Source organism: Klebsiella sp. Q11 (assembly GCF_964241505.1).
GTDB classification, from domain to species: domain Bacteria; phylum Pseudomonadota; class Gammaproteobacteria; order Enterobacterales; family Enterobacteriaceae; genus Klebsiella; species Klebsiella michiganensis.
In genome coordinates this window covers 186938-210347 of sequence record NZ_CAXSXW010000005.1, presented here as the reverse complement: position 1 = coordinate 210347, position 23410 = coordinate 186938, and the positions used below count along the sequence as shown (strand labels likewise).

Here is a 23410-nt window from a genome sequence, read left to right as displayed (position 1 = left end):
CCGCGTTTTCGCCGATAAATTCAACATCCTCTCAATTGGCGTCAACGAACTTCTTCATAAATGTGAACCCTGCGCAAAGTTACGAAAAAAGCGGGCGATAACCGCCCGACCGCCACCGCGCGGCGGCGCAACCCGATACACTCGGCAAATCGTAACGCCAGGAGAAGCCATAATGACAATAACCTGCAATCTGTACACCAACGGCCAGTGGCATGATGCTGAAGGTCATGCCACCTTTAACCGCGATAATCCGCTCACGCGCGAACGCGCCTCCGTTGCCAGCGCCGCCAGCCTGGCGGACGCCCGCCGCTGCGCCGCTGCCGCCGGCGCGGCGTTCCCGCAGTGGCGCGATACCGTACCCGCCGAGCGCCGACGCCTCCTGCTGGAGGCCGCGGAAGAGATGCTGCGCCGTGAGGCGAAATTTATCGCCGCGATGGCGGCGGAAACGGGAGCCACCGCGCACTGGGCCGGTTTTAACGTTCATCTGGCCGCCGATATCCTGCGCGAAGCCGCTGCCCTGACCACGCAAATTGAGGGCCAGGTGATCCCTTCCAACGTGCCGGGAAACCTGGCGTTAGGTATCCGCCAGGGCGCAGGCGTGGTGCTTGGCATGGCGCCGTGGAACGCGCCATTAATCCTCGCGACCCGCGCTATCGCCACGCCGCTGGCCTGTGGAAATACGGTTATCCTCAAAGGCGCGGAGCTTTCACCGGCGACGCAGGGGCTGATTATCGATGCCCTGGCGGCGGCAGGCTTTCCCGCGGGCGTGGTCAATTATCTGACCTGCGCCCCCGCCGACGCGCCTGCGCTGGTGGAGTTACTGATTGCCCACCCCGCCGTACGCCGCATCAATTTCACCGGCTCCACGCCGGTGGGACGGATAATCGCCCGCACCTGCGGCGAACATCTGAAACCCGCGGTGCTGGAGCTCGGCGGCAAAGCGCCGCTGCTGGTGCTGGATGACGCCGATCTCGAACAGGCCGCCGCAGGCGCAATTTTTGGCGCATTCGCCAACGCCGGACAAATCTGTATGTCCACCGAGCGCATCATCGTTGACGCGACCGTCGCGGAAGCGTTTGTGGCGCAGCTGGCCAGACGCGCCGCCGCCCTGCCCGCCAGCCTGCTCGGCCCGGTGGTGGACATGAAGACCGTCACCCGCTGCAATGCCTTGATAGAGGACGCGCTGGCGAAGGGCGCGCGCCTGCTGGCCGGCGGCCTATCCGATTCGACGCAAATGCGCGCCACCCTGCTTGATGGCGTTACCCGGGAAATGCGCATCTGGCATGAGGAATCGTTCGGTCCGGTGAAATCGATTATTCGCGTTAAGGACGAAGCCGAAGCGCTGGCCGTCGCCAATGAAAGCGAATATGGCCTCTCGTCGGCGATATACAGCCGGGACAGCGCCAGGGCGTGGAACCTGGCGCAAAATCTGCAAACCGGCATTTGCCACATCAACGGCCCCACCGTACATGACGAAGCGCAAATGCCGTTTGGAGGCTGCAAATCGTCTGGCTACGGCCGCTTTGGCGGACGCGCGGGAATTGCCGAGTTTACCGAGCTACGCTGGATAACGCTGCAAACGGCCCCGCGCGAGCTCCCGTTTTAAGCCTCAGGGCTGCCAGCGGTTATTGAATTCCCACAGGCGATTGAAGGCAACATCATCAAGCTGCCGTTCTGCGGCGGTATTACCGCGGAACGGCCGGGCGGTGGTGGCCGCAGCGCCCCAGGGGGAAAGCCGATCGTAGCTTTGATCGATAGTACTGTTGGCAATAAGCACCTGCCCGTTAGCGGTTTTACCCGCTAAATAACCGGTCTTCCCCGCCCCCTGATCCCAGGCGCGGCCCAGCTTCGCCTTGAAGCTGCCCTGATAGCCGCCGTCGCCGGTAAAGCGGCTATTCTTCACCAGAAAGCCGTATGGATTATCCGGCAACGTATTTGGCGCAAGCACGTACGCCTCGGGCGAGCGGCGCGTTGAGACGGTGTGAAAATGGACGTTATCAAAAACGGCGTTCGCCCGGCCAAATACATAGTCTACATCCCCTTCGACGTAGCTGTCTTTCACGTATACCCGGCTGATACGGTCGGTTACCGCCTCATTGCGCCGATTGCTGGTATTTACGTAGAGCGTGTCCTGACGTCCGAGCAGGCGGACGTTCTCCAGCTGCACGCGATCGCCGTCCGTCCGCAGCGCCACGCCCTGATGCGTCCCACCGTCGACGGTATCCAGCAGGCTATTGGCTACGCTGAGATTCAGCAGCTGAAAATCCGCGCTTTGCGACCAGACCACCGCCGCGCAGTTGGTGCCTATCGTCTTGCTGGTTCGCCCGGCGCACAGCGCATACTGATACCATGCCGGATCGCCTTCGCGGTATTGCTGTTGGCTATTTACCCGCTGGCGATAGCGCGCTACCGAGAACTGCGAGTCTATTGCCAGCTCAATTCTCACCTCTTCAGGACTATCTCCGGCGCCGTAGAGGGTTATCGGCGGTGCGCCTTCGGGGATATAGACCGTCTCCCGATAGATGCCCGGTTCGATGCGGATATAGATGCGCGCCTCCTGCGCCCCATGCTGATCTATTGCCGCGTTAACCGCCTGCTGAATGCGGGTGAACGGCGCTCCCGAGGGTGCCACGCGCCACGCTCTCTCGGTTTGCGGGAGGTGAACTGGCGATGGCGACCAGGGGCCATCGGGGGCACTTAACGCGCCGCCTTGCGCAAAATAGCGCTCAATGGTGAAGGTTGCCGCTTCTGCCGCCGTAAGCTGCGGACGGGAGGTCGTCCCGCGCGGAGTTTGCGTCGCGCACCCTTGCAGAAGCAGCGGTGTAAAGAGTAAAGCCGAGATACCCAGGATAGTGATTTTTCGCATTTCACGCTCGTCATGAATAAAAGAAACTACATATCAAAATAAATGAAATATGGTTTCTTTTTATATGCGGCGATCACGAATCAGGCTTCTGCCTCCATGGTGGAGTAAAAATCGGCCAGCGTACGGGCCAGCGCCGATGGGTTTTCCCACGCCATTGAGTGCCCGGCCTGGGGTATCACCAGCAGCGGGATCCCGGCGGCTTCGCTATCCGTCGCTTCCTGGGCCGGTAGCGAATCTTCACCGTAAATCAGGGCTTTAGGACAGGATAAGTGGATAAAGCGGCTAAACCAGGAGGGATTAACGCCCTTCACCAGGCTGGTCGCGCCGCGCCACACCGCCCAGGGGGCGCTGTTTTGCAGACAGCCGGCCCAGGGCGAAGCGTCGGCGGACAGCATGTCGGCGTAGCCGCGAGCAATAAAGCGTTCTTCAGTTTGTTCGGCGATACGTCTGCTGTACATGCCGCCCCCGGGATAGAGATTAGGCTCGGCCACCAGCAGCGCCCGCACCCGTCCGGCGAGCCGCTCGGCCGCTTCAATCACGACGCTGCCCCCCATGCTGTGGCCATATAGATAGCAGCGCTCAAGCCCTAAGCGGTCCAGCAGCTCAACCACCACCCCGGCCTGATCGCCAATACGGTAGCCGAAGGATTCGGGTTTATCGCTGTAGCCGAAACCGGGTAAATCGACAAGAATCATTCGCCGCCCGGCCAGCGCCGGGTCGGCGGCAACTCGCGGATAGTCATAGGTAGAAGCGCAGCCCAGGCCGTGGATAAAAACAACAGGGTCGCCGCGACCGGGCAGGTCGAGCCAGCGCACTATAGCGCCAGCCTGTGAAGAGTAAAAACTAAGCATCGAAAAGGCTCCGTGAGTGATGACTGTTTTTTTATACAGTCATAACCAAGAGTGAGCCATCAATTTTTCCTTCAAAACAGGGAGACCAGCAGCGCCATGGGAAAACTGAACGGCCATGTCGCACCAATCAACAGCGCCGCCAGCAGGCGGATCCAGCGGCTCTCTTTCGTTAAGAACCAGCTGATTACCGCGCAGATGAAGCCCATAACTCCGTAAAAAATCAGCATTTTCTGGTATAACGTCATTTTTCTTCTTCCTTCCCTGACAAGCATTTTCGCCGATCGCGATGCCTTTTCGCACCCCCAGAGTGCGTCAGAGATTATGGTATTTTAAAACAGGTAACAGGGTTAATTTCAGAAAAACGCCCGATTCGTCTTTGTCCGATAGCGCAAACTTTGAGCTCGTACTATAAATGTAGAGGCTTATTTATAAAGGTGGCGTTATGGATGTTTCCAGCAAAACCGTTCTTCTGATAAATGTCGGCGCGGCACTTGCGCTTATCGGCCTGTTATCCGTTCGTTTTGGTTGGTTTTAGCGATTTTACTCAGCAATGAAACCTAAAAAAGCAGCCCATGAAGGCTGCTTTTTTACGATTTGAAAGACCCCGGCTCCGCAGCAGACAGGGTCTTTTGCGCGGTAATCAGCTTCTGGACGTCGGGATTCCAGGCCGGCAAAAGATCGACTTTTTCACTATCCCATGCGGCCGCCATGCAGACCGGTTCCGCGACGCCCTGCTCTTCACAGCCCATAATCTGTTTGGCCGGAAAATTCCCGTAAAGCATCGCCGTGGCGCAGGCCACAAAAAGGAAACACGCTATTTTTTTCAAAACAATATCAACTTCGAAGCAACAAATTGCGCCGAATGTTCGCATGAGCGGCTATAGAAAGTCAAACCTGCGTCCTTTCTCTTATCAACGTCCTGGATATGCGTAATATTTAACATAAATATTACAATTACGCAGAATCTAAAGATTATCGCGCGCGAATAAATATCACCGGATTTATATTACCGATCGCAGGCATAATAATTTCATCTGCCGCGTCCAATAACATGATTATTAATAGGGTTAATGCCGGGCCTCAATATCATCCCGGCACGACCACCAGCGCTTAACGGTAGAGTTAAAAACAAAGGCGCTTTTCATACCGGTGGGGAATTGTTTACTGTTCTTTATACTCGCCTGGACGCGATGCCGGTATGCGATCATCATTATTAGCAGGTTCCAGGGCAGCCAGGATTGCAGTAGAATGACCCCATAATTAGAAATTATTTATACAACAATAGATTACAACGGCAGCAGACAACCAGACATCCCCGCCAGGTTTTAAATGATAAGAAATATCATTTGCGTTATTTAGCACAAAATCATACATTCATAATCACAAGTTATGCGAAGCTTGTTTTTTACTCATTTATTTTTGAGGTGGTACATGTCAGGAATCGCCCTTCTCATTGTGGCGCTTATTTTACTCATTGCTGCAATTTATAATCTTTTTTCCTATGTTCGCGAACGTCGCCAGGCGAATTTACCGAGCAAAAAAACAAAACGTTAGTCTGATAATCGTTTTCGAAAAACCAGATGACCTGATACGTAATAAATTGATGACGCTATGATATCAGGCGCACTAGCAGTAACAAACCCGCAGCGACCGTACAACAAAAAGCCCCTGCATATCATGCAGGGGCTTACGAATCATTATCAATCGTTGCAGTGTCCCGTTAAGGGTGCATCCTGCACCCTGAGGGGTACCAGCCCCATCCGGCGCTTATCTCCGGCACTCATCATGGCTTAGCTCTTGAAGGGGCATGAGAATATTCTCATAAAGCAGCGCTTCCGTTTTAGCTTTTTTTGCTATAACTAACTATTAGCAGGGTAATCAGTCCGATTCGCGATTATCACGAACGCGTCCTATCCGTGCTTAATCATGACGTGCCGGATCGTGGTGTAATCCTCCAGACCGTACATCGACATATCCTTGCCGTAGCCCGAAAGCTTCTGCCCGCCGTGCGGCATTTCGCTCACCAGCATGAAATGGGTGTTAACCCAGGTGCAGCCATACTGCAGACGCGCGCTCAGGCGATGCGCCCTGCCGACGTCCCTGGTCCAGACCGACGAAGCCAGACCATACTGCGAATCGTTGGCCCAGCTCAGCGCCTGCTCTTCGTCATGAAATGAGGTAATACTGACAACCGGGCCGAAGACCTCGCGCTGGACAATCGCATCTTCCTGCTTCGCTCCCGCCAGCAGCGTCGGCTGATAGTAGTAACCGTTGCCTGGCGCTTTGCTGCCGCCGGTGACCACCTGAATATGCGGTAGCGCGCGGGCGGCATCGACGGCGGCGCAGACTCTGTCCAGATGCGCCTGCGAGCTCAGCGGCCCCAGCTCGGTCGTTTCGTCTTCCGGCGGGCCCATCTTCAGGCTGGCGACCGCGGCGCCGAGTTTTTCCACCAGCTGGTCATAAACTCCGGCCTGGGCGTAAATCCGGCAGGCGGCGGTACAGTCCTGGCCTGCGTTATAGAATCCAAAGGTCCGTACGCCCTCCACCACCGCGTCGATATCCGCGTCATCAAAGACGATAACCGGCGCTTTCCCGCCCAGTTCCATATGCGTACGTTTAATCGACGATGCGGTATGGCCGATGATATGCGCGCCGGTGGCGATCGAACCGGTCAACGACACCATGCGGACCTTCGCGTGAGCGGTCAGCGGATCGCCGACCGTTGCGCCGCGGCCAAACAGCACGTTAAGCACCCCGGCCGGGAAAACGTCTTTTGCCAGCTCACCCAGTTTGAGTGCCGTTAAAGGGGTGATCTCCGAGGGTTTGATCACCACGCAGTTGCCTGCCGCCAGCGCCGGGGCCAGCTTCCATGCCGCCATCATCAGCGGGTAGTTCCAGGGCGCGATGGAGGCCACCACGCCAACCGGGTCGCGGCGAATCATGGAGGTGTGGCCTTCGAGATACTCACCCGCCGCCATGCCCGGCAGACAGCGGGCCGCGCCGGCAAAGAAGCGGAAGACATCGGCGACCGCCGGTAGCTCATCGTTGACCACGCAGTGCAGCGGCTTACCGCAGTTGAGCGATTCAAGCTCAGCCAGCGCCTGCGCATGTTCAGTAATCACGTCCGCCAGCGACAACAGACATTCGGCGCGGAACTTCGGCGTGGTCTGACTCCAGCTAACAAAGGCCCGATCCGCGGCCTCAACCGCAGCGTCTACCTGCGCCGCCGTGGCCTCAGCAATCGACAGGATCTCGTCACCGGTGGCGGGATTAAACACCGGCACGGTCTCGCCTTCTCCAGCCACTAACTTACCGTTAATTAAAAGGTTATTTTGCATAGCATTATCCTGTATCGATATTTTATTTTCCGTTTTCAGCGCTGACGTCGCCGTCACGGGTGAGCCACCAGGCCCCCAGAATCGGCATCATCGTCACCAGCATCACCAGCAGCGCAACCACGTTGGTCACCGGAACATCGCGCGGGCGTCCGAGCTGATTGAGCAGCCAGAGCGGCAGCGTGCGCTCGTGCCCGGCGGTGAACGTGGTGACGATAATTTCGTCAAACGACAGGGCAAACGCCAGCATGCCTCCCGCCAGCAGCGCCGACCCCAAATTGGGCAACACCACATAGCGAAAGGTTTGCCAGCCCGTAGCGCCTAAGTCCATCGACGCCTCTACCAGGCTCCAGGAGGTCCGGCGAAAGCGGGCAATGACGTTGTTAAACACCACAACGACGCAGAACGTCGCATGCCCCACGACGATCGTCAGCAACCCGGGTTCCAGATTGACGGCCTTGAAGGCAGTGAGCAGCGCCAGTCCGGTGATAATACCGGGTAGTGCTATCGGCAACAGCAGCAGTAGCGAGACGGCGTTCTTGCCAAAAAACGTGCTGCGCCATAGCGCACCTGCAGCCAGCGTGCCAAGTAGCAGAGCGATAGCGGTGGAGAGCGCGGCGATTTTAAGTGACAACGTCACGGAATCGATAATATCCCCGCGCCCCGCTGCTTCGCTAAACCAGCGTAGCGTCAGGCCCTGTGGCGGAAAGCTGAAGGCGGCATCTTCTGTATTAAACGCATAGAGCGCGATAATCAGCAGCGGGAAATGGAGAAAGATCACCCCTCCCCAGGTTGCCACTTTCAGGAGCAGCGGTGCGCGTTCAGAGTGCATCAAACGCTCCCAGACGTTTCACAAACGCCAGATAAAGGGCAATCAGCACGATGGGCACCAGGGTAAACGCCGCCGCCATGGGCATATTGCCAATCGCCCCCTGCTGGGAATAGACCATATTGCCGATAAAGAACCCCGGCGGCCCCACCAGCTGCGGAACGATAAAATCGCCGAGCGTCAGGGAGAAGGTAAAAATCGAACCTGCGGCAATGCCGGGAATCGCCAGCGGCAGCACCACGTAGCGGAAGGTCTGGCGCGGACGAGCGCCCAGATCGGCGGAGGCCTGAAGCAATGATGGCGGCAGGCGTTCCAGCGCGGCCTGCACCGGCAGGATCATAAACGGCAGCCAGATATAGACGAACACCAGGAAGCGCCCCAGTCCGGACGTCGATAACGTATTGCCGCCGACCGCCGGGATCGTCAGCACCATGCTCAGTACGCTTTCCAGGCCAAGATGGCGCAGAAACCACTGCGCAACGCCATCTTTCGCCAACAGCAGCGTCCATGCATAGGCTTTGACGATATAGCTTGCCCACATCGGCAGCATCACGGCGATGTAGAAAAACGCCTTCATCTTGCCCCGGGTATAGCGGGCCATGTACCAGGCCATAGGCAAGGCCAGAATCGCGCTGGCGACGGTCACCGACAGCGCCATCGTCAGGGTACGGATAATGATGTCGTAGTTCGCCGGGTTAAACAGCGCCTGCAGATTGGCCAGCGTCAGGTCGTGAGTGACCGACATGGTGAAATCGTCGAAGGTGTAGAAGCTTTGCCATAGCAGGGTCAGCAACGATCCCAGATAGACAATGCCAAACCACATGAGCGGGCCAAGCAGAAGCAAAAACAGGGCCAGCGAGGGTTTACGCCAGAACAGCGCGGATACGCGCCCGGTGGTGGCGGACGGAATCGCCATCGTCATATCAGCCTCCGCTCTCCAGCGGCACCATCGCCGCTCGCGACCACGAAGCCAGCACCGTTTGCCCTACCGGCGGCGCGTTTAGCGCGGCATGACCATCACTATTCGCCTGGCTCACCAAGAGCTTCTCGCCGTTCGCCAGCTTGAGTTCGACGCGGGTCGCGGCCCCCTGATACTGCACCGCCTGCACAACGCCCTCCGTCTGGATCTCCCCGGCAACGTTCAGCCGGATATGTTCCGGGCGCAGCGACCACGTTCCCGCCATCGCGCACAGCTTGTGCGCCTGCTCGCTGCTGAATACGTTGGCGGTGCCGACAAAGCCGGCCACAAACGCCGTTTTAGGCCGCAAATAGAGGTCCTGGGGCGCATCAACCTGTTCGATTCGCCCATTATTAAACACCGCCACGCGATCGGACATCGACAGGGCTTCGCCCTGATCGTGGGTCACAAAAATAAAGGTAATGCCCAGCGCCTGCTGCAGTTTCTTTAGCTCCAGCTGCATCTGTTCACGCAGTTTTAAATCCAGCGCCCCGAGCGGCTCATCCAGCAGCAGGACGCGCGGCTGATTCACCAGCGCGCGGGCGATCGCCACCCGCTGGCGCTGGCCGCCGGAAAGCTGCGATGGCCTGCGCGTGTGGACAAACGCGAGCGCGACCTTCTCCAGCGCCTCCAGCGCGCGGGCATGCCGCGCTTTCTTACCGACGCCTTTGACCATCAGCCCGTAGGCGACGTTATCGAGGACCGACATATGAGGAAACAGCGCGTAATCCTGGAACACCGTATTCACGTCGCGCTGCCACGGCGGCAGTTCGCTGGCCGCTTTACCAAAAATGCGAATGGCGCCGCCCGAAAGCTGTTCAAACCCGGCAATCAGGCGCAGGCAGGTGGTTTTGCCGGAGCCGGAGGGCCCCAGCATGGAGAAAAATTCGCCATCGCGAATGGCGATGCTGACGCCGTCCACCGCCCGCACGTCGCCGTACAGCCGCGAAACATTATCGAACTCTACCGCGTGCATGTTCTTCGCCTCCGGCGACTTAACGACCGCCCATAATCGCAATGTAATCCTGGGTCCAGCGGCTATAGGGAACAAATTTCCCGCCTTCCGCTACCGGCGTTTTCCAGAACGCGATTTTGGCAAATTCGTTGTAACCATTGGTCTCGCAGCCTTTGTCCCCCAGCAGCGCACTGGCTTTGCACCCCTCAGGTACCACCGGTAGCGAACCAAACCAGGCCGCGACATCCCCCTGCACTTTCGGCGTCAGCGACCAGTTCATCCATTTATAGGCGCAGACCGGGTGTTTCGCGTCGCTATGCAGCATGGTGGTATCCGCCCAGCCGGTGACGCCCTCTTTCGGGAAAACGGTCGCAATCGGCTGACCTTCCGCCTTCAGACCGTTGGCCTGATAGGGCCAGGCGCTGGAGGCCACGACGCCTTCGTTTTTAAAATCGCTCATCTGTACGGTGGTATCGTGCCAGTAGCGATGAATCAGGGCGTGCTGATCGCGCAGCACCTTGAGTACCGCCTGATATTGCGCTTCGGTAAGCTGATAGGGATCACTGATGCCCAGCTGCGGCTGGGTGGCTTTGACGAACAGCGCGGCATCGGCAATATAAATCGGCCCGTCATAGGCCTGCACGCGGCCCAGGTTGGTTTTACCATCCGGCAGGTTTTGTTTGACGAACACCACGCTCCAGCTGTCCGGCGGCGTCGGGAAGGTTTTCGTGTTGTACATTAGCAGGTTCGGCCCCCACTGGTAGGGAGTGCCGTAAACCTTACCGTTGACGTTGAACCACGCGCCATTTTCCACGCGCGGGTCGAGGGATTTCCAGTTAGCGATCAGTGCGGTGTCAATCGGCTGCACGCGCTTGCCCATAATCAGGCGCAGCGAGGCGTCGCCGGACGCGGTGACCAGGTCATAACCGCCTTTCGCCATCAGGCTGACCATCTCGTCGGACGTGGCGGCGGTTTTGACGTTGACCTGACAGCCGGATTCTTTTTCAAACTGAGTTACCCAGTCGTAGCTTTTATCGGTCTGTCCCCGTTCGATATATCCCGGCCAGGCGATAATATCGAGACGGCCTTCGCCTTTATCGAGAGATGTCGGCGACTCGGCGGCCTGCGCCGTCAGGCATACCATACCCAGCACGCAAAGGCTGCCACGGGCAATTTTTTTGCTCATCAGGTCTTACTCCTGTCACAAGAAAATGAGCGGCAGCCATGCCGTAAAAATATCTCCCTTAATAACAGTAGACGGCGCGCTATGGCCTCCCGGGGAAATTTATTCAGGTTGTGACAAGGGGCGCATTACGCACAAAACGTGCGACACGGGCTAACTTTGCGGATTATAGACAAGCGGTTAGCGAGTTAATATGACTATGCAAATTTCATATGGTTTACCGCGGAACAATAATAACGGGCATGATATTCAGCCTGCGTCAGCGGCATATTTTTAAGGAAAGGGATAACCGCTGGATATAAAAAAACCGGATAAATGAAAAAACCGTTTTCTCTGCCGCCGCGGTTTTTTGCCGGGTGGCGGCCGGACCGGTCAGGGATATTCTGCGCTTGCCCGGGCGCCAATAAACTTCCCCTGCCCGGGCACGCGGACCGCCATCCCAGCTACGCCAGCATCTCGCGAATCAGTTCGCCCAGCCGCTTAACCCCCTGCTCCTCTCTTTCGCCCCAGCCCCACGCGGTATTAAAGCGAAAAAATGCGGTCCAGCTGGCGGAGGTGGAGAACATTTTCCCCGGCGCAATGCTGATATTATACGCCAGCGCGCGGGCGCTCAGCTCCCCCGCGTCGCTCCCGGCGGGGAGCTCGAGCCAGAGAAAATAGCCGCTGTCGCTATGATGAATTTTCACCTCCGCGGGCAGATGGCGCAGCAGCGCCTGCCAGGCCAGCTGCTTGCGCTCGGCAAGCTGGCGGCGCAAACGCCGCAAATGGGCGTCATAGCGCTTGGTCGAAAGGTAATCCACCAGCGCCAGCTGCATGGGTGAACTGGTTGAGAGCGTGCTCATCAGCTGTAGCTGCTGAATGCGTCGGGCGTGCCTGCCCGCCGCCACCCAGCCAATGCGGAACCCGGGGACCAGGCACTTGGAAAAAGAGCTGCAGTGCAGCGTCATATCGTCGCGATCCCAGTACTTTGCCGGCAGCGGTTTCTCGCGGCCGAAATAGAGCTCGCTGTAAACATCATCTTCAATCAGCATCACCTTGTAGCGCGCCAGCAGCGCGACCAGCTGCGTTTTTTTCTCCGCGCTGAGGGTAAAGCCGAGCGGGTTTTGCCCGTTGGTCATCAGCCAGCAGGCTTTAACCGGGTAATTCTGCAACGCCTGCTCCAGCGCGTCGAGGTCAATGCCCTCTTTGACATCGGTCGCCACCGACAGCGCCTTCAGGCGCAGCCTCTCCAGCGCCTGCAGCGCCCCGTAGAAGCAGGGGTTTTCCACAACGACCCAATCGCCCGGTTCAGTAACGGCCTGCAGGCTAAGGTTCAACGCCTCCAGCGCTCCGGCGGTGATGACGATTTCATCCGGCGAGATATTCATTCCCTGCAGCGCGTAGCGGCGGGCAATGGCATGGCGGAGTTCATCATTCCCCGGCGGCAGGTTTTCAATCACGCTCATGGCGGTGGCGGTTTTGCTGACCTGCGCCAGAGAGCGGTTAAGCTGCGGCAGTGGAAACAGGCGCGGATCGGGAAAAGCGGAGGCAAAGGGCAGCATGGACGCCTGACGGCTGGCCTGCAGCACCTCGAAAATGTAGGTGTTGATATCAACGGACTCATCGCGCGTCACCTGGGCGGGCGGCTCAGGCTGGCGCTGTTTGATCGGCTGCGGCGCGACATAATAGCCGGACTGCGGGCGGGCAATGATCCGGCCCTGGCTTTCCAGCAGCTGGTAGGCGTGACTGACGGTCATGAAACTCATCCCGCTGCTGACCACCTGTTCCCGCAGTGAGGGCAGCCGGTCGCCGGGTAACCACACCCCAAGGCCAATCTGTTCGGTAATCTGCTGCGCCAGCTGCTGGTACTTTTTCATATAACAATCCGCAAGAAAATGTCAGCACAATTGTATATCAGTTTATAAAATAGGCCAGTATTTATATACTGACCTATTTACAAAGATTGGCATTGGCGATAGCACGAATTACTTACAGCTAAGCCATTCGTTTATTGCTCATATATCCACCTGATGCAGAATAAACTCAGGTGATTAAACGATAAGCTATTATTTAAAATAGCATAACCATCCCACTAACAACCAGTATCCAGAAAAAAGTCATAATTAACAAAACAGTACACAAGCTACGAAGTCCATTAGTCGACACAATCACATCCTCTGTAAAATATAATCAATAAATACACTATCCAATAACAACCCATAAGATTACGGGTATGTATTAAACATATCCTTAACTCAGCGCTCAAATCACGCTGAGTTAAAATCCCAGATTAAAATCCACAGCACACGAAACCAGCGTTAATGAAGGCGTACGTGCGCGCGGTAAAAACGGTCAATTATTTTATTATAGGATTGATACACAACTTATGAATTATTCAGGATATTTATACTTAAATTTAAAATATAAATATCGCTTACCCAAAGGAACGTTTAATTACTGGCTTGCAGCGCTAACGTCAAATTAAAATAACATACTATCTGCGGGTGTGAAATAGCTTGATTTTAGAAAAATAGGATTTATCACAAAAAACAGAAGCTCAAATCGACAACTGTTATAGATAAAAACAGGGTTTCTGTTCCTGCTATCCGCCATGGTGGAGGCCTAGAATTGCGCTGAATCAATTTTATTGCGGAGTTTTGCATGTTCGGTCTTGATGCATTCCACCTGGCGCGGATCCAGTTCGCCTTCACCGTGTCATTTCATATCATCTTCCCCGCCATCACCATCGGGTTAGCCAGCTACCTGGCGGTTCTCGAAGGCTTATGGTTAAAAACGAAAAACCCGACCTGGCGCTCGCTCTACCACTTCTGGTCGAAAATCTTCGCCGTCAACTTCGGCATGGGGGTGGTCTCAGGTCTGGTCATGGCCTACCAGTTTGGTACCAACTGGAGCGGATTCTCCGAGTTTGCCGGGAGCATAACCGGCCCGCTGCTGACCTACGAAGTTCTGACCGCCTTCTTCCTTGAAGCCGGATTCCTCGGCGTCATGCTGTTCGGCTGGAACCGCGTCGGGCCGGGCCTGCACTTCTTCGCCACCTGCATGGTGGCGCTGGGGACGATAATCTCCACCTTCTGGATCCTCGCGTCCAATAGCTGGATGCAAACGCCGCAGGGGTTTGAGATCGTCAATGGCCAGGTGGTGCCGGTGGACTGGTTCGCGGTTATCTTTAACCCGTCGTTTCCCTACCGTCTGCTGCATATGTCGGTGGCAGCCTTTCTCAGCAGCGCGCTGTTCGTCGGCGCATCGGCAGCCTGGCACCTGCTGCGCGGCAACAACACGCCCGCCGTTCGCGCGATGTTCTCCATGGCCCTGTGGATGACGCTGATTGTCGCCCCGGTTCAGGCCATGATTGGCGATATGCACGGTCTGAATACGCTCAAGCACCAGCCGGCGAAAATTGCCGCTATCGAGGGTCACTGGGAGAATATCCCCGGAGAACCCACCCCGCTGCTGCTGTTCGGCTGGCCGGATATGCAGCAGGAACGGACGCGCTATGGTCTGGAAATCCCGGCCCTCGGCAGCCTGATCCTCACCCACAGCCTGGATAAACAGGTTCCCGCGCTGAAAGAGTTCGCGGCGGAAGATCGCCCTAACGCCACCATCGTGTTCTGGTCCTTCCGTCTGATGGCCGGTCTCGGCATGCTGATGATCCTGCTCGGCGCGCTGGCCCTGTGGCTGCGCTATCGCGGTCGCCTCTATCACTCCCGACCCTTTTTACGCTTTGCGCTATGGATGGGGCCATCAGGGCTTATCGCTATCCTCGCGGGCTGGGTGACCACCGAGGTGGGCCGCCAGCCGTGGGTCGTCTACGGCGTACAGCGTACCGCAGATGCCGTCTCCGCTCACGGTGACCTGCATATGTCCATCAGTCTGCTGACGTTTATCGTCGTCTACGCTTCGGTATTCGGCGTCGGTTATAGCTATATGCTGCGTCTGATTCGCAAAGGGCCGCAGGACGCTCAGCCGCCTGGCGCCGGTACGCCTGCCCGCCCGCTTTCCGCCGCAACGGACCATGTACAGCAGAAGGAGTCCTGGTAATGGGTATCGATTTATCGGTTATTTGGTTTGTCATCATCGTCTTCGCCACCCTGATGTATATCGTGATGGACGGCTTCGACCTGGGCATTGGCATTTTATTCAGTACCACGCGGGACGCGGCGGATCGCGACGTCATGGTGAACAGCGTCGCGCCGGTCTGGGATGGCAATGAGACCTGGCTGGTACTCGGCGGCGCGGGCCTGTTTGGCGCTTTTCCGCTGGCCTATGCGGTAATTATCGACGCGCTGGCGATCCCCCTTACCCTGATGCTGATCGGGCTTATTTTCCGCGGCGTAGCTTTTGAATTCCGCTTTAACGCGACGCCATCGCACCGCCCGTTCTGGGATCGCGCCTTTATGGGCGGTTCGATTCTGGCCACCTTCACCCAGGGGATGGTCGTCGGCGCGGTGATCAACGGCTTCGCGGTCAGCGGCCGCAGCTTCAGCGGCGGGGTGTTTGACTGGTTTACGCCGTTTACCCTGTTCTGCGGCCTGGGACTGTGCATTGCGTATGCGCTGCTGGGCGCCAGCTGGCTGGTGATGAAGAGCGAGAATGCGCTCCACCGCAATATGCGCGTAACCGCGCGCGGTTTGCTGCTGGCGCTGCTGGCGGTAATTGTCGCCATCAGCATCTGGACCCCGCTGGCGCAGACGGCCATCGCCGAGCGCTGGTTTAGCTTGCCAAATCTCTTCTTCCTGCTGCCGGTACCGCTGCTGGTCGCGGCGATAAGCGCCTGGCTGTGGCGAGCGCTGCGCAACAGCGCCAGCCACCTGCTGCCGTTTGTCCTCACGCTGGGGCTGATCTTTCTCGGCTTTAGCGGGCTGGGAATCAGTATCTGGCCGTATATTATTCCACCGGGTATCACCCTCTGGCAGGCCGCCGCGCCGCCGCAAAGCCAGGGCTTTATGCTGGTTGGCGCGCTGCTTATTCTGCCGGTGATCCTCGGCTACACCTTCTGGAGCTACTACGTTTTTCGCGGCAAAGTTCAACACGGCGAGGGGTATCACTGATGCAACGAGTATGGCTTAAGCGCACGTTATGGATGATGGTCCTGTGGGGAGGCAGCGTGCTGGCGCTGGCGGCGGTAAGCATGGGATTTCGGCTGCTGATGACGGCCGCCGGGCTGAAGGCCTGATCCGCCCGTCACGTTATGTTATTCGGCCCGATGGCGACACCATCGGGCTTTTTTTCGCCATCCGTCAGGCGATGTTGACAAAGCCTTTTCTCTTCTTTGACAACCGACGTAATAAGCTCACCCAGCCCCTGGCATAGTAGCCTCATTCGCCGATAGCATGGAAAAAGAGATGTTCAGAAGAAGCATTTCAACATTACTGCTGGCGTGCGCCCTGTTTTCCGGGCACGTGCTGGCCCGCCAGCACGGACACGATTTCTTCCCGGTACAGAGTCTCGAACAGCAGTTACAGCACGAAGCCGATAGCGACGAGCTGCGCAGCCAGGCGGAAGACGCCGCCTCCGACCTGCGCGAGCAGCACCACTGGCAGAATGCGCGGAAACCAAAAATGCATCACTACCAGTAGCGATTTCGTTATCAGGCGCCCTTGCGTTTCGGCAGGGTTTTCATCAGCTCATCGGGACTCACGGACGCCACGATGCTGCCCGGCAGCGGCATTTTCAGGATATGGTTTTTTATCTTACCGACCACGTGCATTTCGCATGGGCGGCAGTCAAATTTCAGCGTCAGCACTTCATCGCCGTGGATCAGCTGCATTGGCGTCGCTTTCCAGCTTTTAATCGAACCTTTGGCCTGTTTCGGACACAGGTTGAAGGCAAAGCGCAGGCAGTGCTTGGTAATCATGACCGGCACGTCGCCCTTCTCTTCATGAGCTTCATAGGCGGCGTCGATCAGCTGCACGCCGTAGCGTTGATAAAACTCGCGCGCTTTGTGGTTGTAGACGTTAGCCAGAAACGACAGATGCGTTTCCGGATAGACCGGCGGCGGCACCGAAACCGGCTTGCGGCTGCCGCGCACCACGGCCTTCAGACGCGCATCATCAAGCATTTCCGCCGTTTCACGGCGCAGCTGGTTCAGCAGACTGTTTGGCACGAACAGCGCGCCGGGCAGGTTAATCTCAACGTTGCGCGAATAGTAAAGGGTCTGGCCGAGCTTCGCCACGCCATCGCGAAGGTTCGCCAGCGCTTTCTCCGCCTGGGTCGCCTCGGCAAACTCGCCGTCCAGCGTGTGGGTGACGCTCACGCCCTCTTCGCTGGTCATCGTCAGGACCAGCTGCTCCTGCCAGCCGCTCAGTTCGATATCGACGGCGATGCGGCGCTCGCTGGAGGTTTTCAGCAGCGCCTGCTGCCAGTTATGATCGAGGTTACGGTTTAACGGCTGGTGCGGACGCACTTTGTGTAAATCCGCGGGCATCTCGTTCGGCCATACGCGATAGCGGTTTTCGCCGGTTTTCTCCACCGTGTTGGCGCGAAAGCCGACGATTTCACGTTTGATCATCACGTTCAGGCCGTCGCCGTTGGTCAGCGTTTCGCTCACCTCAACGTCGAGAAAATCTTTACCGACTTTCAGGACTTCCCCCACCGGCAGACCAATAAACTTTGGCGAGTCAAACGCGCCAATATCGCCTTTGCGCGCGTTGACAAAATAGTCGGTGCTGCCGCGATGGAAGGTCTTATCCGTTGACGGAACAAAGAAGTGTTCGGTACGCCCCGCTGAGGCGCGGGCCAGGTCGCCGCGATCGTCAATAATGGCGTCGAGCATCTGGCGATAGTGCGCGGTGATGTTCTTCACATAGCTCATATCTTTGTAGCGGCCTTCAATCTTGAAGGAACGAACCCCGGCATCGATCAGCGCGGCCAGGTTGGCGGTCTGATCGTTGTCTTTCATCGACAGCAGGTGCTTTTCATACGCCACCACGCGGCCCTGGTCATCTTTCAGGGTATAGGGCAGACGGCAGGCCTGCGAGCAGTCGCCGCGGTTGGCGCTGCGCCCGGTCTGAGCATGGGAAATATTGCACTGGCCGGAATAGGCCACGCACAGCGCGCCGTGGATGAAGAACTCAATGGTCGCGTCGGTGTTATCGTAAATCGCTTTGATCTGCTGAAGATTCAGCTCGCGGGCGAGCACGATTTGGCTGAAGCCGACGTCGGAGAGAAATTTCGCTTTCTCAACGCTGCGGATATCGCACTGGGTGCTGGCGTGCAGCTCAATCGGCGGAATATCCAGCTCCATGACCCCCATATCCTGGACAATCAGCGCGTCGACGCCGGTTTCATACAGGTCGGTTATCAGGCGCTGCGCCGGTTCCAGCTCATCATCATGAAGAATGGTGTTCAGGGTCACGAACACTTTCGCGCCGTAGCGATGGGCAAACGGTACCAGACCGGCGATATCGCTCAGGCTGTTGCTGGCGTTGTGGCGCGCGCCAAAGCCCGGCCCGCCGATGTAGACCGCATCCGCGCCGTGTAAAATCGCTTCACGGGCGATCCCGGCATCGCGGGCAGGACTCAGTAGTTCAAGATGATGGTTTTGCAGGCGCATACGCTCGTCGTTATCCATTATAGGGGGTCGAAATGGCGGCTATTGTAGTCAGAACCTGGCGCAGACCAAAACATTTTCCATCGCCGCCGCGGAAGGAATTTGCAGTTTTTAGCAAAGCATTGAAGGAAAAGATATTTCCCAGAAAAAGTGCCTAAGGATAGAGTCATCACGTATTCCGGATTTTCCTCGTCACGTTGTGATTTGTTGTCTCAGTCATTTGCCTGGCCGCGAGTTTACTCGCGGCTTTTTTATTTCGGGTAGTGGATCAGCGAATGAAAATGGGCAGTCTGCCCACCGCTATTGCGATAGGCGTGCGCTAAATCGCCGGCGAAACGCCGCCCTTCCCCTGGCTGCAGCGATTGCCAGCTGTCCTGCAGGCAAAGATCCAGCACGCCGCTAATCACCACCACATGTTCGATAACCCCTTGCTCATGCGGCGTTGACTCACTCAGCGCGCCCGGGGCCAGGGTGATGGAGAAGTGATCGAAGCGCAGCACCGGGTCCCAAGGGAATAGCGGCGTGACCACCATGGCCTGCTGCTGGGGATCAAATGCCGTCGGTTCACCGGCCTCATCGGCAACGATAAAGGCGGAAAACGGCACGTTAAGCCCGGTGGCGATTTTCCATAACGTCGCTACCGTCGGGCTGGATTCGTTGCGTTCAATCTGGCCCAGCATGGCCTTCGACACGCCGGTCTCTTCCGCCAGGCGCGACAGGCTCCAGCCGCGCTGCTGGCGCAGCGTTTTTAACGTTGCCGACAGGTGTTGCGCAATATCCATTCAACCTCCCAATAATATCTGAAGGAATTATACGCACATTCACCTGATTCTACAGGGAATTGACGTATAGCGCTCGCCCGGGCTCCGCTATCCGCTCTGGCGTTGCCGAAAAGCCAATTGTGCGCTATAACGCACAATGCTACATTATACCGACCGTTATAACGCACAAGGCACTCACATGCGCTCTTTCACTCTCCCTTTTCCGACTCTGCTCGCCGGCTTCGTCGCCGTGCTGGTCGGCTATGCCAGCTCTGCCGCCATTATCTGGCAGGCAGCGGCGGCGGCAGGCGCCGATGCTGCGCAAATCGCCGGCTGGATGACCGCCTTAGGTCTGGGAATGGGCATCAGCACCCTGGCCCTCACCGTATGGCGAAAGGTGCCCATCCTGACGGCCTGGTCAACGCCCGGCGCGGCGCTGCTGGTCAGCGGCCTGCAGGGGGTCACGCTCTCCCAGGCGGTTGGCGTCTTTATTTTTGCCAATGCCTTAATCGTGCTTTGCGGCATCACTGGCATATTTGCCCGGCTGATGAAGATTATTCCCCATTCGCTGGCGGCGGCGATGCTGGCCGGCATATTGCTGCGCTTTGGCATGCAGGCTTTCGCCAGCCTGCAGGCTAATCTGCTGTTATGCGGCAGTATGTTAGCCGTATGGTTACTGTGCAAAGCCTGGCTTCCCCGCTTCGCGGTTGTCGCCGCCCTGCTGACAGGAAGCGCGGTGGCCGGATTGAGCGGAGAGGTGACAACGTCACAAATAAGCTTCAGCGTTGTCGCCCCTTCCTGGATCGCCCCTGAATTTACGCCAGCGCTGTTGATCAGCGTCGGTATACCGTTTTTCCTCGTCACCATGGCGTCGCAAAACGCCCCCGGCTTCGCCACCCTCCAGGCCTCGGGCTATCGGGTCCCCGCTTCAACGCTTATTGTCGCCACCGGCGGCCTGGCGCTGCTGCTGTCGCCTTTCGGGGTCTACTCGATCTGCATCGCCGCCATTACGGCCGCGATTTGCCAGAGCCCGGAAGCCCATCCGGACCCGCAAAAACGCTGGCTCGCGGCGGCGGCGGCGGGCGTGTTTTATCTGCTGGCGGGGATATTTGGCGGCTCAATCACCTCGTTGATGTCGGCGCTGCCGATAGCGTGGGTCCAGATGCTTGCCGGGCTGGCGCTGCTCGGTACCATCGGCGGCAGCCTGTTTCAGGCATTGAATCATGAGAGTGAGCGCGATGCGGCGGTAGTAACGTTTCTGGTCACCGCCAGCGGCGTGACGCTGGCCGGTATCGGCTCAGCGTTTTGGGGGCTGGTTCTCGGCGGCGTCAGCTACGTTTTGCTGTCAACGCTGCGCCGCGCGTAGCTGCGAGGGCGTCAGACCGGTGGCACTTTTCACCCGGTTGCTGAAGTGGCTGGCGCTGCTAAAACCGCAGGCCATGGCGATATCGGTTAACGGCAGCCGACTCTGGCTAATCAGCGCCTGCGCTTTAACCATCCGGCGCTGCATAACGTACTGATGCGGCGCCATCTTCATCGACTGGCGAAACATCCGCGCAAAATGGTATTCGCTTAACGCCGCTTCCTGCGCCAGATCGGCAAGAGTGAGCGGCTGGTCGAGGTTCTCCTCAATCCATGCCAGCAGATTGCGCAAGACGTGCGGCGCCAGCCCGCCGGTCACGGTCGGTAAACGCCACTGAACGTTCGAATAGTGCTGAATCAGGTGGGTGAGCAGCAGCGTGCTGGCCGAACTCAACGTCAGCTGATTCGCCTGCTGCTGCCAGTCGTTGTCGAGGAGAAACTGGCGGTAGACGGCGGTGATTTTGTCATCGCTGGAAAACGTTTTCTCCTGCAGCGTGAACGAGGCCGGGCTGCGGTCCCAAATCTGCTCGCCTACCCGGCGCAGGTGTTCATCGGTGCAGTAAAGATGCACAAAAGAGAGGTCGCCGCGGATATCCCAGGTGCTCTCATCGCCTTTCGGCATCAGGCAAAAACGATCCGGCCCGCCGCCGTTTTTCCAGCCGTGGGGGGTTTTTTGGTAGCTTTCGTAGCCATCGGCAATATAGAGGCTCAGGGTATGGTGGTCGCTTTGTACCGTGATGGTATCAAGATTGTTATACCACGCCGCCAGCTGAATACCGGAGTTGAGGTTCACCGTCCCCCGCAGCACGGCATTTTTTTGACGCAATGTTTCGAAAGTCCCGTAAGCCATAGCCTTCACAGTTCAGATTCCGCAGATCGCTAGTCTAAGAAGAGTCGCCGGCAGATACCAGCATTCCCCCGCCGCTAATGAAAAATAAGCGCAAGAATTTGCAAGTCGGCGACAAGCTGATGACAGCGCCGAATTCGCCCGGGCCGCAAAATGACCGGTACAACACTCACAGGAGAGACATTTTGAACGCATTACTCTACGGGTTGGTCGTGGTTATCTGGGGCACCACCTGGATTGCTATCTTTTTGCAGCAGGGGCCGGTTGCCGCGCCGGTGTCTATTTTCTGGCGCTTCGCCGTCGCCAGCGTCGCGATGTTGACCATTCTGCTGGTTACCCGCCGCCTGCGCCCGCTTGCCGCGCGCGACCATCTCTTTTGCCTGCTACAGGGCTGCTGCGTTTTCTGCTTTAATTTCTGGTGTTTCTATACCGCCGCCGCGTATATCAATACCGGGCTGGAGTCGGTGATCTTCTCCATGGCGGTGTTGTTTAACGCGATCAATAGCTTTCTCTTCTATCGCCAGCAGCCTCCGGGCCGTTTCTGGCTGGCCGCCGCGCTGGGGCTGGCGGGGATCGTGACGCTATTCTGGGATGATTTATGGGCCAGCGGCCTGAACGCCTCGCTCCTGCTGGGTATTGCCCTCAGCGCATTGGGCACCTATGGGTTTTCGCTCGGCAATATGCTCAGCATCCGCCACCAGCGCCGCGGTCTGGAGACGTTGACCACCAACAGCTGGGCCATGCTTTACGGCACCCTGGTCATGGGCGCGATCGCGCTGGTTCGCGGTGATAATTTCGCGCCGCAGTGGACCCTCAGCTATATGGGCGCGCTACTGTATCTCGCCGTGTTTGGCTCGGTGATTGCCTTTGGCGCCTATTTTACGCTGGTGGGGCGAATCGGCGCGGGTAAAGCGGCATACAGCACCCTGCTGTTTCCACTCGTCGCGCTGACCATTTCGACTTTTTATGAAGGTTACGTCTGGCACAGCAGCGCCGTGGCCGGACTGGCGCTGATCCTGGTCGGAAATCTGGTGATGTTCGCTCGCCCGGAGCAGTGGCTGCTGCGGCGCAGGCTGGCCTGGGTTCGCTCGGATCGCTGCTGACGCTCGCGCTACCGTCGAGGGGAAATGAAAAAGGCGCTATCAACCACTAGCGCCTTGATTAACAGATACGCCTGATTAACGGTTATTGGGGTCGAATTTCACCGCGTCAATCGCCATATCATCAATGACCTGCTTCAGGGTCTCGACGGTGAGCGGCGTATTTTCGTTGGACAGGTTTTTACCTTCGCCCTTACGGACCACTTTGATAACCGGCTTTTTGGTCGCCGCATCAATCAGCTCCCCTTCAAAAAACAGGTTTGTGTCCATGGTACGGTGGCCCGTTGCCGCCTGCGTACCGGCAATAATCATCGCGACCGGAATCACTTCGTAGAACTGCAGCCCTTCTTTGCTGGAATCCACGCCGGTGATGGCGCCGCGGAAGATCAGGCTGCGCTTGCCCGGGGTGGTTGCCAGCGGTTTACGCTCGGAAATAGCCTGTTTCATCTCTTTATTGGTGTAATTCAGGATATCCCTGAGCGCCTTCTCGCCCACCTGGGTGGTGGGTTTTGGTACCGGGTAATAGGTGATCGGGTTATAGACGATATTGTCATAGTTGCTCGGATTGTAATCCGGCGAAATCCAGCGCAGTTCCGGTTTGCCGGACGCCGAGGTGGTTTCTTTTAAGTTAGAGTAATCTTTTAAAAATCCCGAATATTGTTCCGGCTTAGCGATTTTGGATGAGCAACCGGCCAAAGCTAACAGGCCAGCAAGCGCAGCGACTTTAAAAAATAACGGAGTACGCATATAAGTTAATCCCTGTGAATACCATTTATCGGCAAGAGTTATAGCAAATAACAGGGGTAAGTTTTGT

General features: G+C 57.4%; 22 protein-coding genes and 1 pseudogene. 9 read left to right on the top strand and 14 right to left on the bottom strand.

From position 1 onward, the window contains the following. The first annotated feature begins 172 nt into the window (after positions 1-172). On the top strand, positions 173-1606 hold the full coding sequence (locus tag ACESQ2_RS10020) for an aldehyde dehydrogenase (protein WP_046877295.1): 1434 nt from the start codon (positions 173-175) through the stop codon (positions 1604-1606). 3 nt (positions 1607-1609) lie between these two features. On the opposite strand, the gene ACESQ2_RS10015 is transcribed toward ACESQ2_RS10020, so the two are convergent. The 3 genes from ACESQ2_RS10015 to ACESQ2_RS10005 all read right to left on the bottom strand — a co-directional run bounded on the left by ACESQ2_RS10015 (position 1610) and on the right by ACESQ2_RS10005 (position 3962). Continuing rightward, a complete protein-coding gene (locus ACESQ2_RS10015; RefSeq protein ID WP_046877294.1) occupies positions 1610-2866 on the bottom strand; it encodes a putative acyl-CoA thioester hydrolase in 1257 nt (418 codons plus the stop codon). An 80-nt stretch (positions 2867-2946) separates the two neighbouring features. After that, positions 2947-3717 (bottom strand): alpha/beta fold hydrolase, encoded by a 771-nt coding sequence (locus ACESQ2_RS10010; protein WP_046877293.1) that lies wholly within the window; start codon positions 3715-3717, stop codon positions 2947-2949. A 71-nt stretch (positions 3718-3788) separates the two neighbouring features. Then, positions 3789-3962, bottom strand: coding sequence for a GhoT/OrtT family toxin (locus ACESQ2_RS10005; RefSeq protein WP_004850604.1), 174 nt, complete (start codon positions 3960-3962; stop codon positions 3789-3791). A gap of 197 nt (positions 3963-4159) precedes the next feature. Between ACESQ2_RS10005 and yncL the strand changes: the two genes are divergently transcribed. Further along, positions 4160-4252, top strand: coding sequence for a stress response membrane protein YncL (yncL, locus tag ACESQ2_RS10000; protein ID WP_004101822.1), 93 nt, complete (start codon positions 4160-4162; stop codon positions 4250-4252). Positions 4253-4304: 52 nt separating this feature from the next. Here the strand turns inward: yncL and ACESQ2_RS09995 are convergent, their stop codons facing one another. Further along, positions 4305-4589, bottom strand: coding sequence for a hypothetical protein (locus ACESQ2_RS09995; protein ID WP_014229236.1), 285 nt, complete (start codon positions 4587-4589; stop codon positions 4305-4307). Between the two features lie 559 nt (positions 4590-5148). On the opposite strand from ACESQ2_RS09995, the gene ACESQ2_RS09990 reads away from it, so the two are divergent. Continuing rightward, positions 5149-5271, top strand: coding sequence for a small membrane protein (locus ACESQ2_RS09990; protein ID WP_014229235.1), 123 nt, complete (start codon positions 5149-5151; stop codon positions 5269-5271). Positions 5272-5627: 356 nt separating this feature from the next. Here ACESQ2_RS09990 and patD read toward each other — a convergent pair whose 3' ends face one another. The 6 genes from patD to ACESQ2_RS09960 form a co-directional block, all read right to left on the bottom strand. Continuing rightward, complete coding sequence (gene patD / locus ACESQ2_RS09985) at positions 5628-7055, bottom strand: aminobutyraldehyde dehydrogenase (RefSeq protein WP_032693459.1); 1428 nt, start codon at positions 7053-7055, stop codon at positions 5628-5630. Between the two features lie 22 nt (positions 7056-7077). Next, positions 7078-7884, bottom strand: coding sequence for an ABC transporter permease (locus ACESQ2_RS09980; protein WP_014229233.1), 807 nt, complete (start codon positions 7882-7884; stop codon positions 7078-7080). Further along, a complete protein-coding gene (locus tag ACESQ2_RS09975; RefSeq protein ID WP_042945096.1) occupies positions 7874-8803 on the bottom strand; it encodes an ABC transporter permease in 930 nt (309 codons plus the stop codon). The genes ACESQ2_RS09980 and ACESQ2_RS09975 overlap by 11 nt, the downstream gene beginning before the upstream one ends. Before the next feature lies 1 nt (position 8804). Beyond that, entirely contained in the window at positions 8805-9815 is a 1011-nt protein-coding gene (locus ACESQ2_RS09970; protein WP_046877292.1) for an ABC transporter ATP-binding protein, read from the bottom strand. Positions 9816-9834: 19 nt separating this feature from the next. Continuing rightward, positions 9835-10980 carry a putative ABC transporter substrate-binding protein YdcS gene (ydcS, locus tag ACESQ2_RS09965; RefSeq protein ID WP_224260222.1) on the bottom strand — a complete coding sequence of 382 codons (1146 nt, stop codon included), beginning with the start codon at positions 10978-10980 and terminating at the stop codon, positions 9835-9837. Between the two features lie 440 nt (positions 10981-11420). Continuing rightward, complete coding sequence (locus ACESQ2_RS09960; RefSeq protein ID WP_004850592.1) at positions 11421-12833, bottom strand: PLP-dependent aminotransferase family protein; 1413 nt, start codon at positions 12831-12833, stop codon at positions 11421-11423. Positions 12834-13617: 784 nt separating this feature from the next. Here ACESQ2_RS09960 and ACESQ2_RS09955 point away from each other — a divergent pair. The 4 genes from ACESQ2_RS09955 (at position 13618) to ACESQ2_RS09940 (ending at position 16553) form a co-directional block, all read left to right on the top strand. Next, positions 13618-15015, top strand: a complete 1398-nt coding sequence (locus ACESQ2_RS09955) for a cytochrome ubiquinol oxidase subunit I (RefSeq protein WP_014229228.1) — start codon at positions 13618-13620, stop codon at positions 15013-15015. Then, a complete protein-coding gene (gene cydB / locus ACESQ2_RS09950) occupies positions 15015-16025 on the top strand; it encodes a cytochrome d ubiquinol oxidase subunit II (RefSeq protein ID WP_032719024.1) in 1011 nt (336 codons plus the stop codon). The genes ACESQ2_RS09955 and cydB overlap by 1 nt, the downstream gene beginning before the upstream one ends. Then, complete coding sequence (locus ACESQ2_RS09945; protein WP_014229226.1) at positions 16025-16150, top strand: DUF2474 domain-containing protein; 126 nt, start codon at positions 16025-16027, stop codon at positions 16148-16150. Before cydB ends, ACESQ2_RS09945 begins: the two co-directional genes overlap by 1 nt. 169 nt (positions 16151-16319) lie before the next feature. After that, positions 16320-16553: a DUF2554 family protein gene (locus ACESQ2_RS09940; protein WP_014229225.1), complete on the top strand. Its 234-nt coding sequence runs from the start codon at positions 16320-16322 to the stop codon at positions 16551-16553. Positions 16554-16564: 11 nt separating this feature from the next. Here the strand turns inward: ACESQ2_RS09940 and ACESQ2_RS09935 are convergent, their stop codons facing one another. After that, positions 16565-18529: a U32 family peptidase gene (locus tag ACESQ2_RS09935; RefSeq protein ID WP_032693487.1), complete on the bottom strand. Its 1965-nt coding sequence runs from the start codon at positions 18527-18529 to the stop codon at positions 16565-16567. Positions 18530-18695: 166 nt separating this feature from the next. Next, positions 18696-19308 (bottom strand): annotated as a pseudogene (locus ACESQ2_RS09930) (helix-turn-helix domain-containing protein). Positions 19309-19486: 178 nt separating this feature from the next. On the opposite strand from ACESQ2_RS09930, the gene ACESQ2_RS09925 reads away from it, so the two are divergent. Further along, positions 19487-20653: a benzoate/H(+) symporter BenE family transporter gene (locus ACESQ2_RS09925; RefSeq protein WP_049071374.1), complete on the top strand. Its 1167-nt coding sequence runs from the start codon at positions 19487-19489 to the stop codon at positions 20651-20653. On the opposite strand, the gene ACESQ2_RS09920 is transcribed toward ACESQ2_RS09925, so the two are convergent. After that, a complete protein-coding gene (locus ACESQ2_RS09920; RefSeq protein ID WP_014229221.1) occupies positions 20633-21499 on the bottom strand; it encodes an AraC family transcriptional regulator in 867 nt (288 codons plus the stop codon). The two genes, ACESQ2_RS09925 and ACESQ2_RS09920, sit on opposite strands and share 21 nt — an antisense overlap. A 182-nt stretch (positions 21500-21681) precedes the next feature. On the opposite strand from ACESQ2_RS09920, the gene ACESQ2_RS09915 reads away from it, so the two are divergent. After that, complete coding sequence (locus ACESQ2_RS09915; RefSeq protein WP_014838374.1) at positions 21682-22599, top strand: DMT family transporter; 918 nt, start codon at positions 21682-21684, stop codon at positions 22597-22599. A 75-nt stretch (positions 22600-22674) separates the two neighbouring features. Here the strand turns inward: ACESQ2_RS09915 and ACESQ2_RS09910 are convergent, their stop codons facing one another. After that, a complete protein-coding gene (locus ACESQ2_RS09910) occupies positions 22675-23343 on the bottom strand; it encodes a DUF3313 domain-containing protein (protein ID WP_014229219.1) in 669 nt (222 codons plus the stop codon). Positions 23344-23410: the final 67 nt, after the last annotated feature.

What these genes read in the sequence shown, in the direction of transcription:
- ACESQ2_RS10015 (WP_046877294.1), bottom strand. Translation starts at nt 2,866, where the DNA reads ATGCGAAAAATCACTATCCTGGGTATCTCGGCTTTACTCTTTACACCG.
- ACESQ2_RS10020 (WP_046877295.1), top strand. Translation starts at nt 173, where the DNA reads ATGACAATAACCTGCAATCTGTACACCAACGGCCAGTGGCATGATGCT.
- ACESQ2_RS09970 (WP_046877292.1), bottom strand. Translation starts at nt 9,815, where the DNA reads ATGCACGCGGTAGAGTTCGATAATGTTTCGCGGCTGTACGGCGACGTG.
- ACESQ2_RS09960 (WP_004850592.1), bottom strand. Translation starts at nt 12,833, where the DNA reads ATGAAAAAGTACCAGCAGCTGGCGCAGCAGATTACCGAACAGATTGGC.
- ACESQ2_RS09990 (WP_014229235.1), top strand. Translation starts at nt 5,149, where the DNA reads ATGTCAGGAATCGCCCTTCTCATTGTGGCGCTTATTTTACTCATTGCT.
- ydcS (WP_224260222.1), bottom strand. Translation starts at nt 10,980, where the DNA reads ATGAGCAAAAAAATTGCCCGTGGCAGCCTTTGCGTGCTGGGTATGGTA.
- ACESQ2_RS09925 (WP_049071374.1), top strand. Translation starts at nt 19,487, where the DNA reads ATGCGCTCTTTCACTCTCCCTTTTCCGACTCTGCTCGCCGGCTTCGTC.
- ACESQ2_RS09945 (WP_014229226.1), top strand. Translation starts at nt 16,025, where the DNA reads ATGCAACGAGTATGGCTTAAGCGCACGTTATGGATGATGGTCCTGTGG.
- ACESQ2_RS09910 (WP_014229219.1), bottom strand. Translation starts at nt 23,343, where the DNA reads ATGCGTACTCCGTTATTTTTTAAAGTCGCTGCGCTTGCTGGCCTGTTA.
- yncL (WP_004101822.1), top strand. Translation starts at nt 4,160, where the DNA reads ATGGATGTTTCCAGCAAAACCGTTCTTCTGATAAATGTCGGCGCGGCA.
- ACESQ2_RS10005 (WP_004850604.1), bottom strand. Translation starts at nt 3,962, where the DNA reads ATGACGTTATACCAGAAAATGCTGATTTTTTACGGAGTTATGGGCTTC.
- ACESQ2_RS09980 (WP_014229233.1), bottom strand. Translation starts at nt 7,884, where the DNA reads ATGCACTCTGAACGCGCACCGCTGCTCCTGAAAGTGGCAACCTGGGGA.
- ACESQ2_RS09940 (WP_014229225.1), top strand. Translation starts at nt 16,320, where the DNA reads ATGTTCAGAAGAAGCATTTCAACATTACTGCTGGCGTGCGCCCTGTTT.
- ACESQ2_RS09995 (WP_014229236.1), bottom strand. Translation starts at nt 4,589, where the DNA reads ATGCGAACATTCGGCGCAATTTGTTGCTTCGAAGTTGATATTGTTTTG.
- ACESQ2_RS09935 (WP_032693487.1), bottom strand. Translation starts at nt 18,529, where the DNA reads ATGCGCCTGCAAAACCATCATCTTGAACTACTGAGTCCTGCCCGCGAT.
- ACESQ2_RS10010 (WP_046877293.1), bottom strand. Translation starts at nt 3,717, where the DNA reads ATGCTTAGTTTTTACTCTTCACAGGCTGGCGCTATAGTGCGCTGGCTC.
- ACESQ2_RS09955 (WP_014229228.1), top strand. Translation starts at nt 13,618, where the DNA reads ATGTTCGGTCTTGATGCATTCCACCTGGCGCGGATCCAGTTCGCCTTC.
- ACESQ2_RS09975 (WP_042945096.1), bottom strand. Translation starts at nt 8,803, where the DNA reads ATGACGATGGCGATTCCGTCCGCCACCACCGGGCGCGTATCCGCGCTG.
- cydB (WP_032719024.1), top strand. Translation starts at nt 15,015, where the DNA reads ATGGGTATCGATTTATCGGTTATTTGGTTTGTCATCATCGTCTTCGCC.
- patD (WP_032693459.1), bottom strand. Translation starts at nt 7,055, where the DNA reads ATGCAAAATAACCTTTTAATTAACGGTAAGTTAGTGGCTGGAGAAGGC.
- ACESQ2_RS09920 (WP_014229221.1), bottom strand. Translation starts at nt 21,499, where the DNA reads ATGGCTTACGGGACTTTCGAAACATTGCGTCAAAAAAATGCCGTGCTG.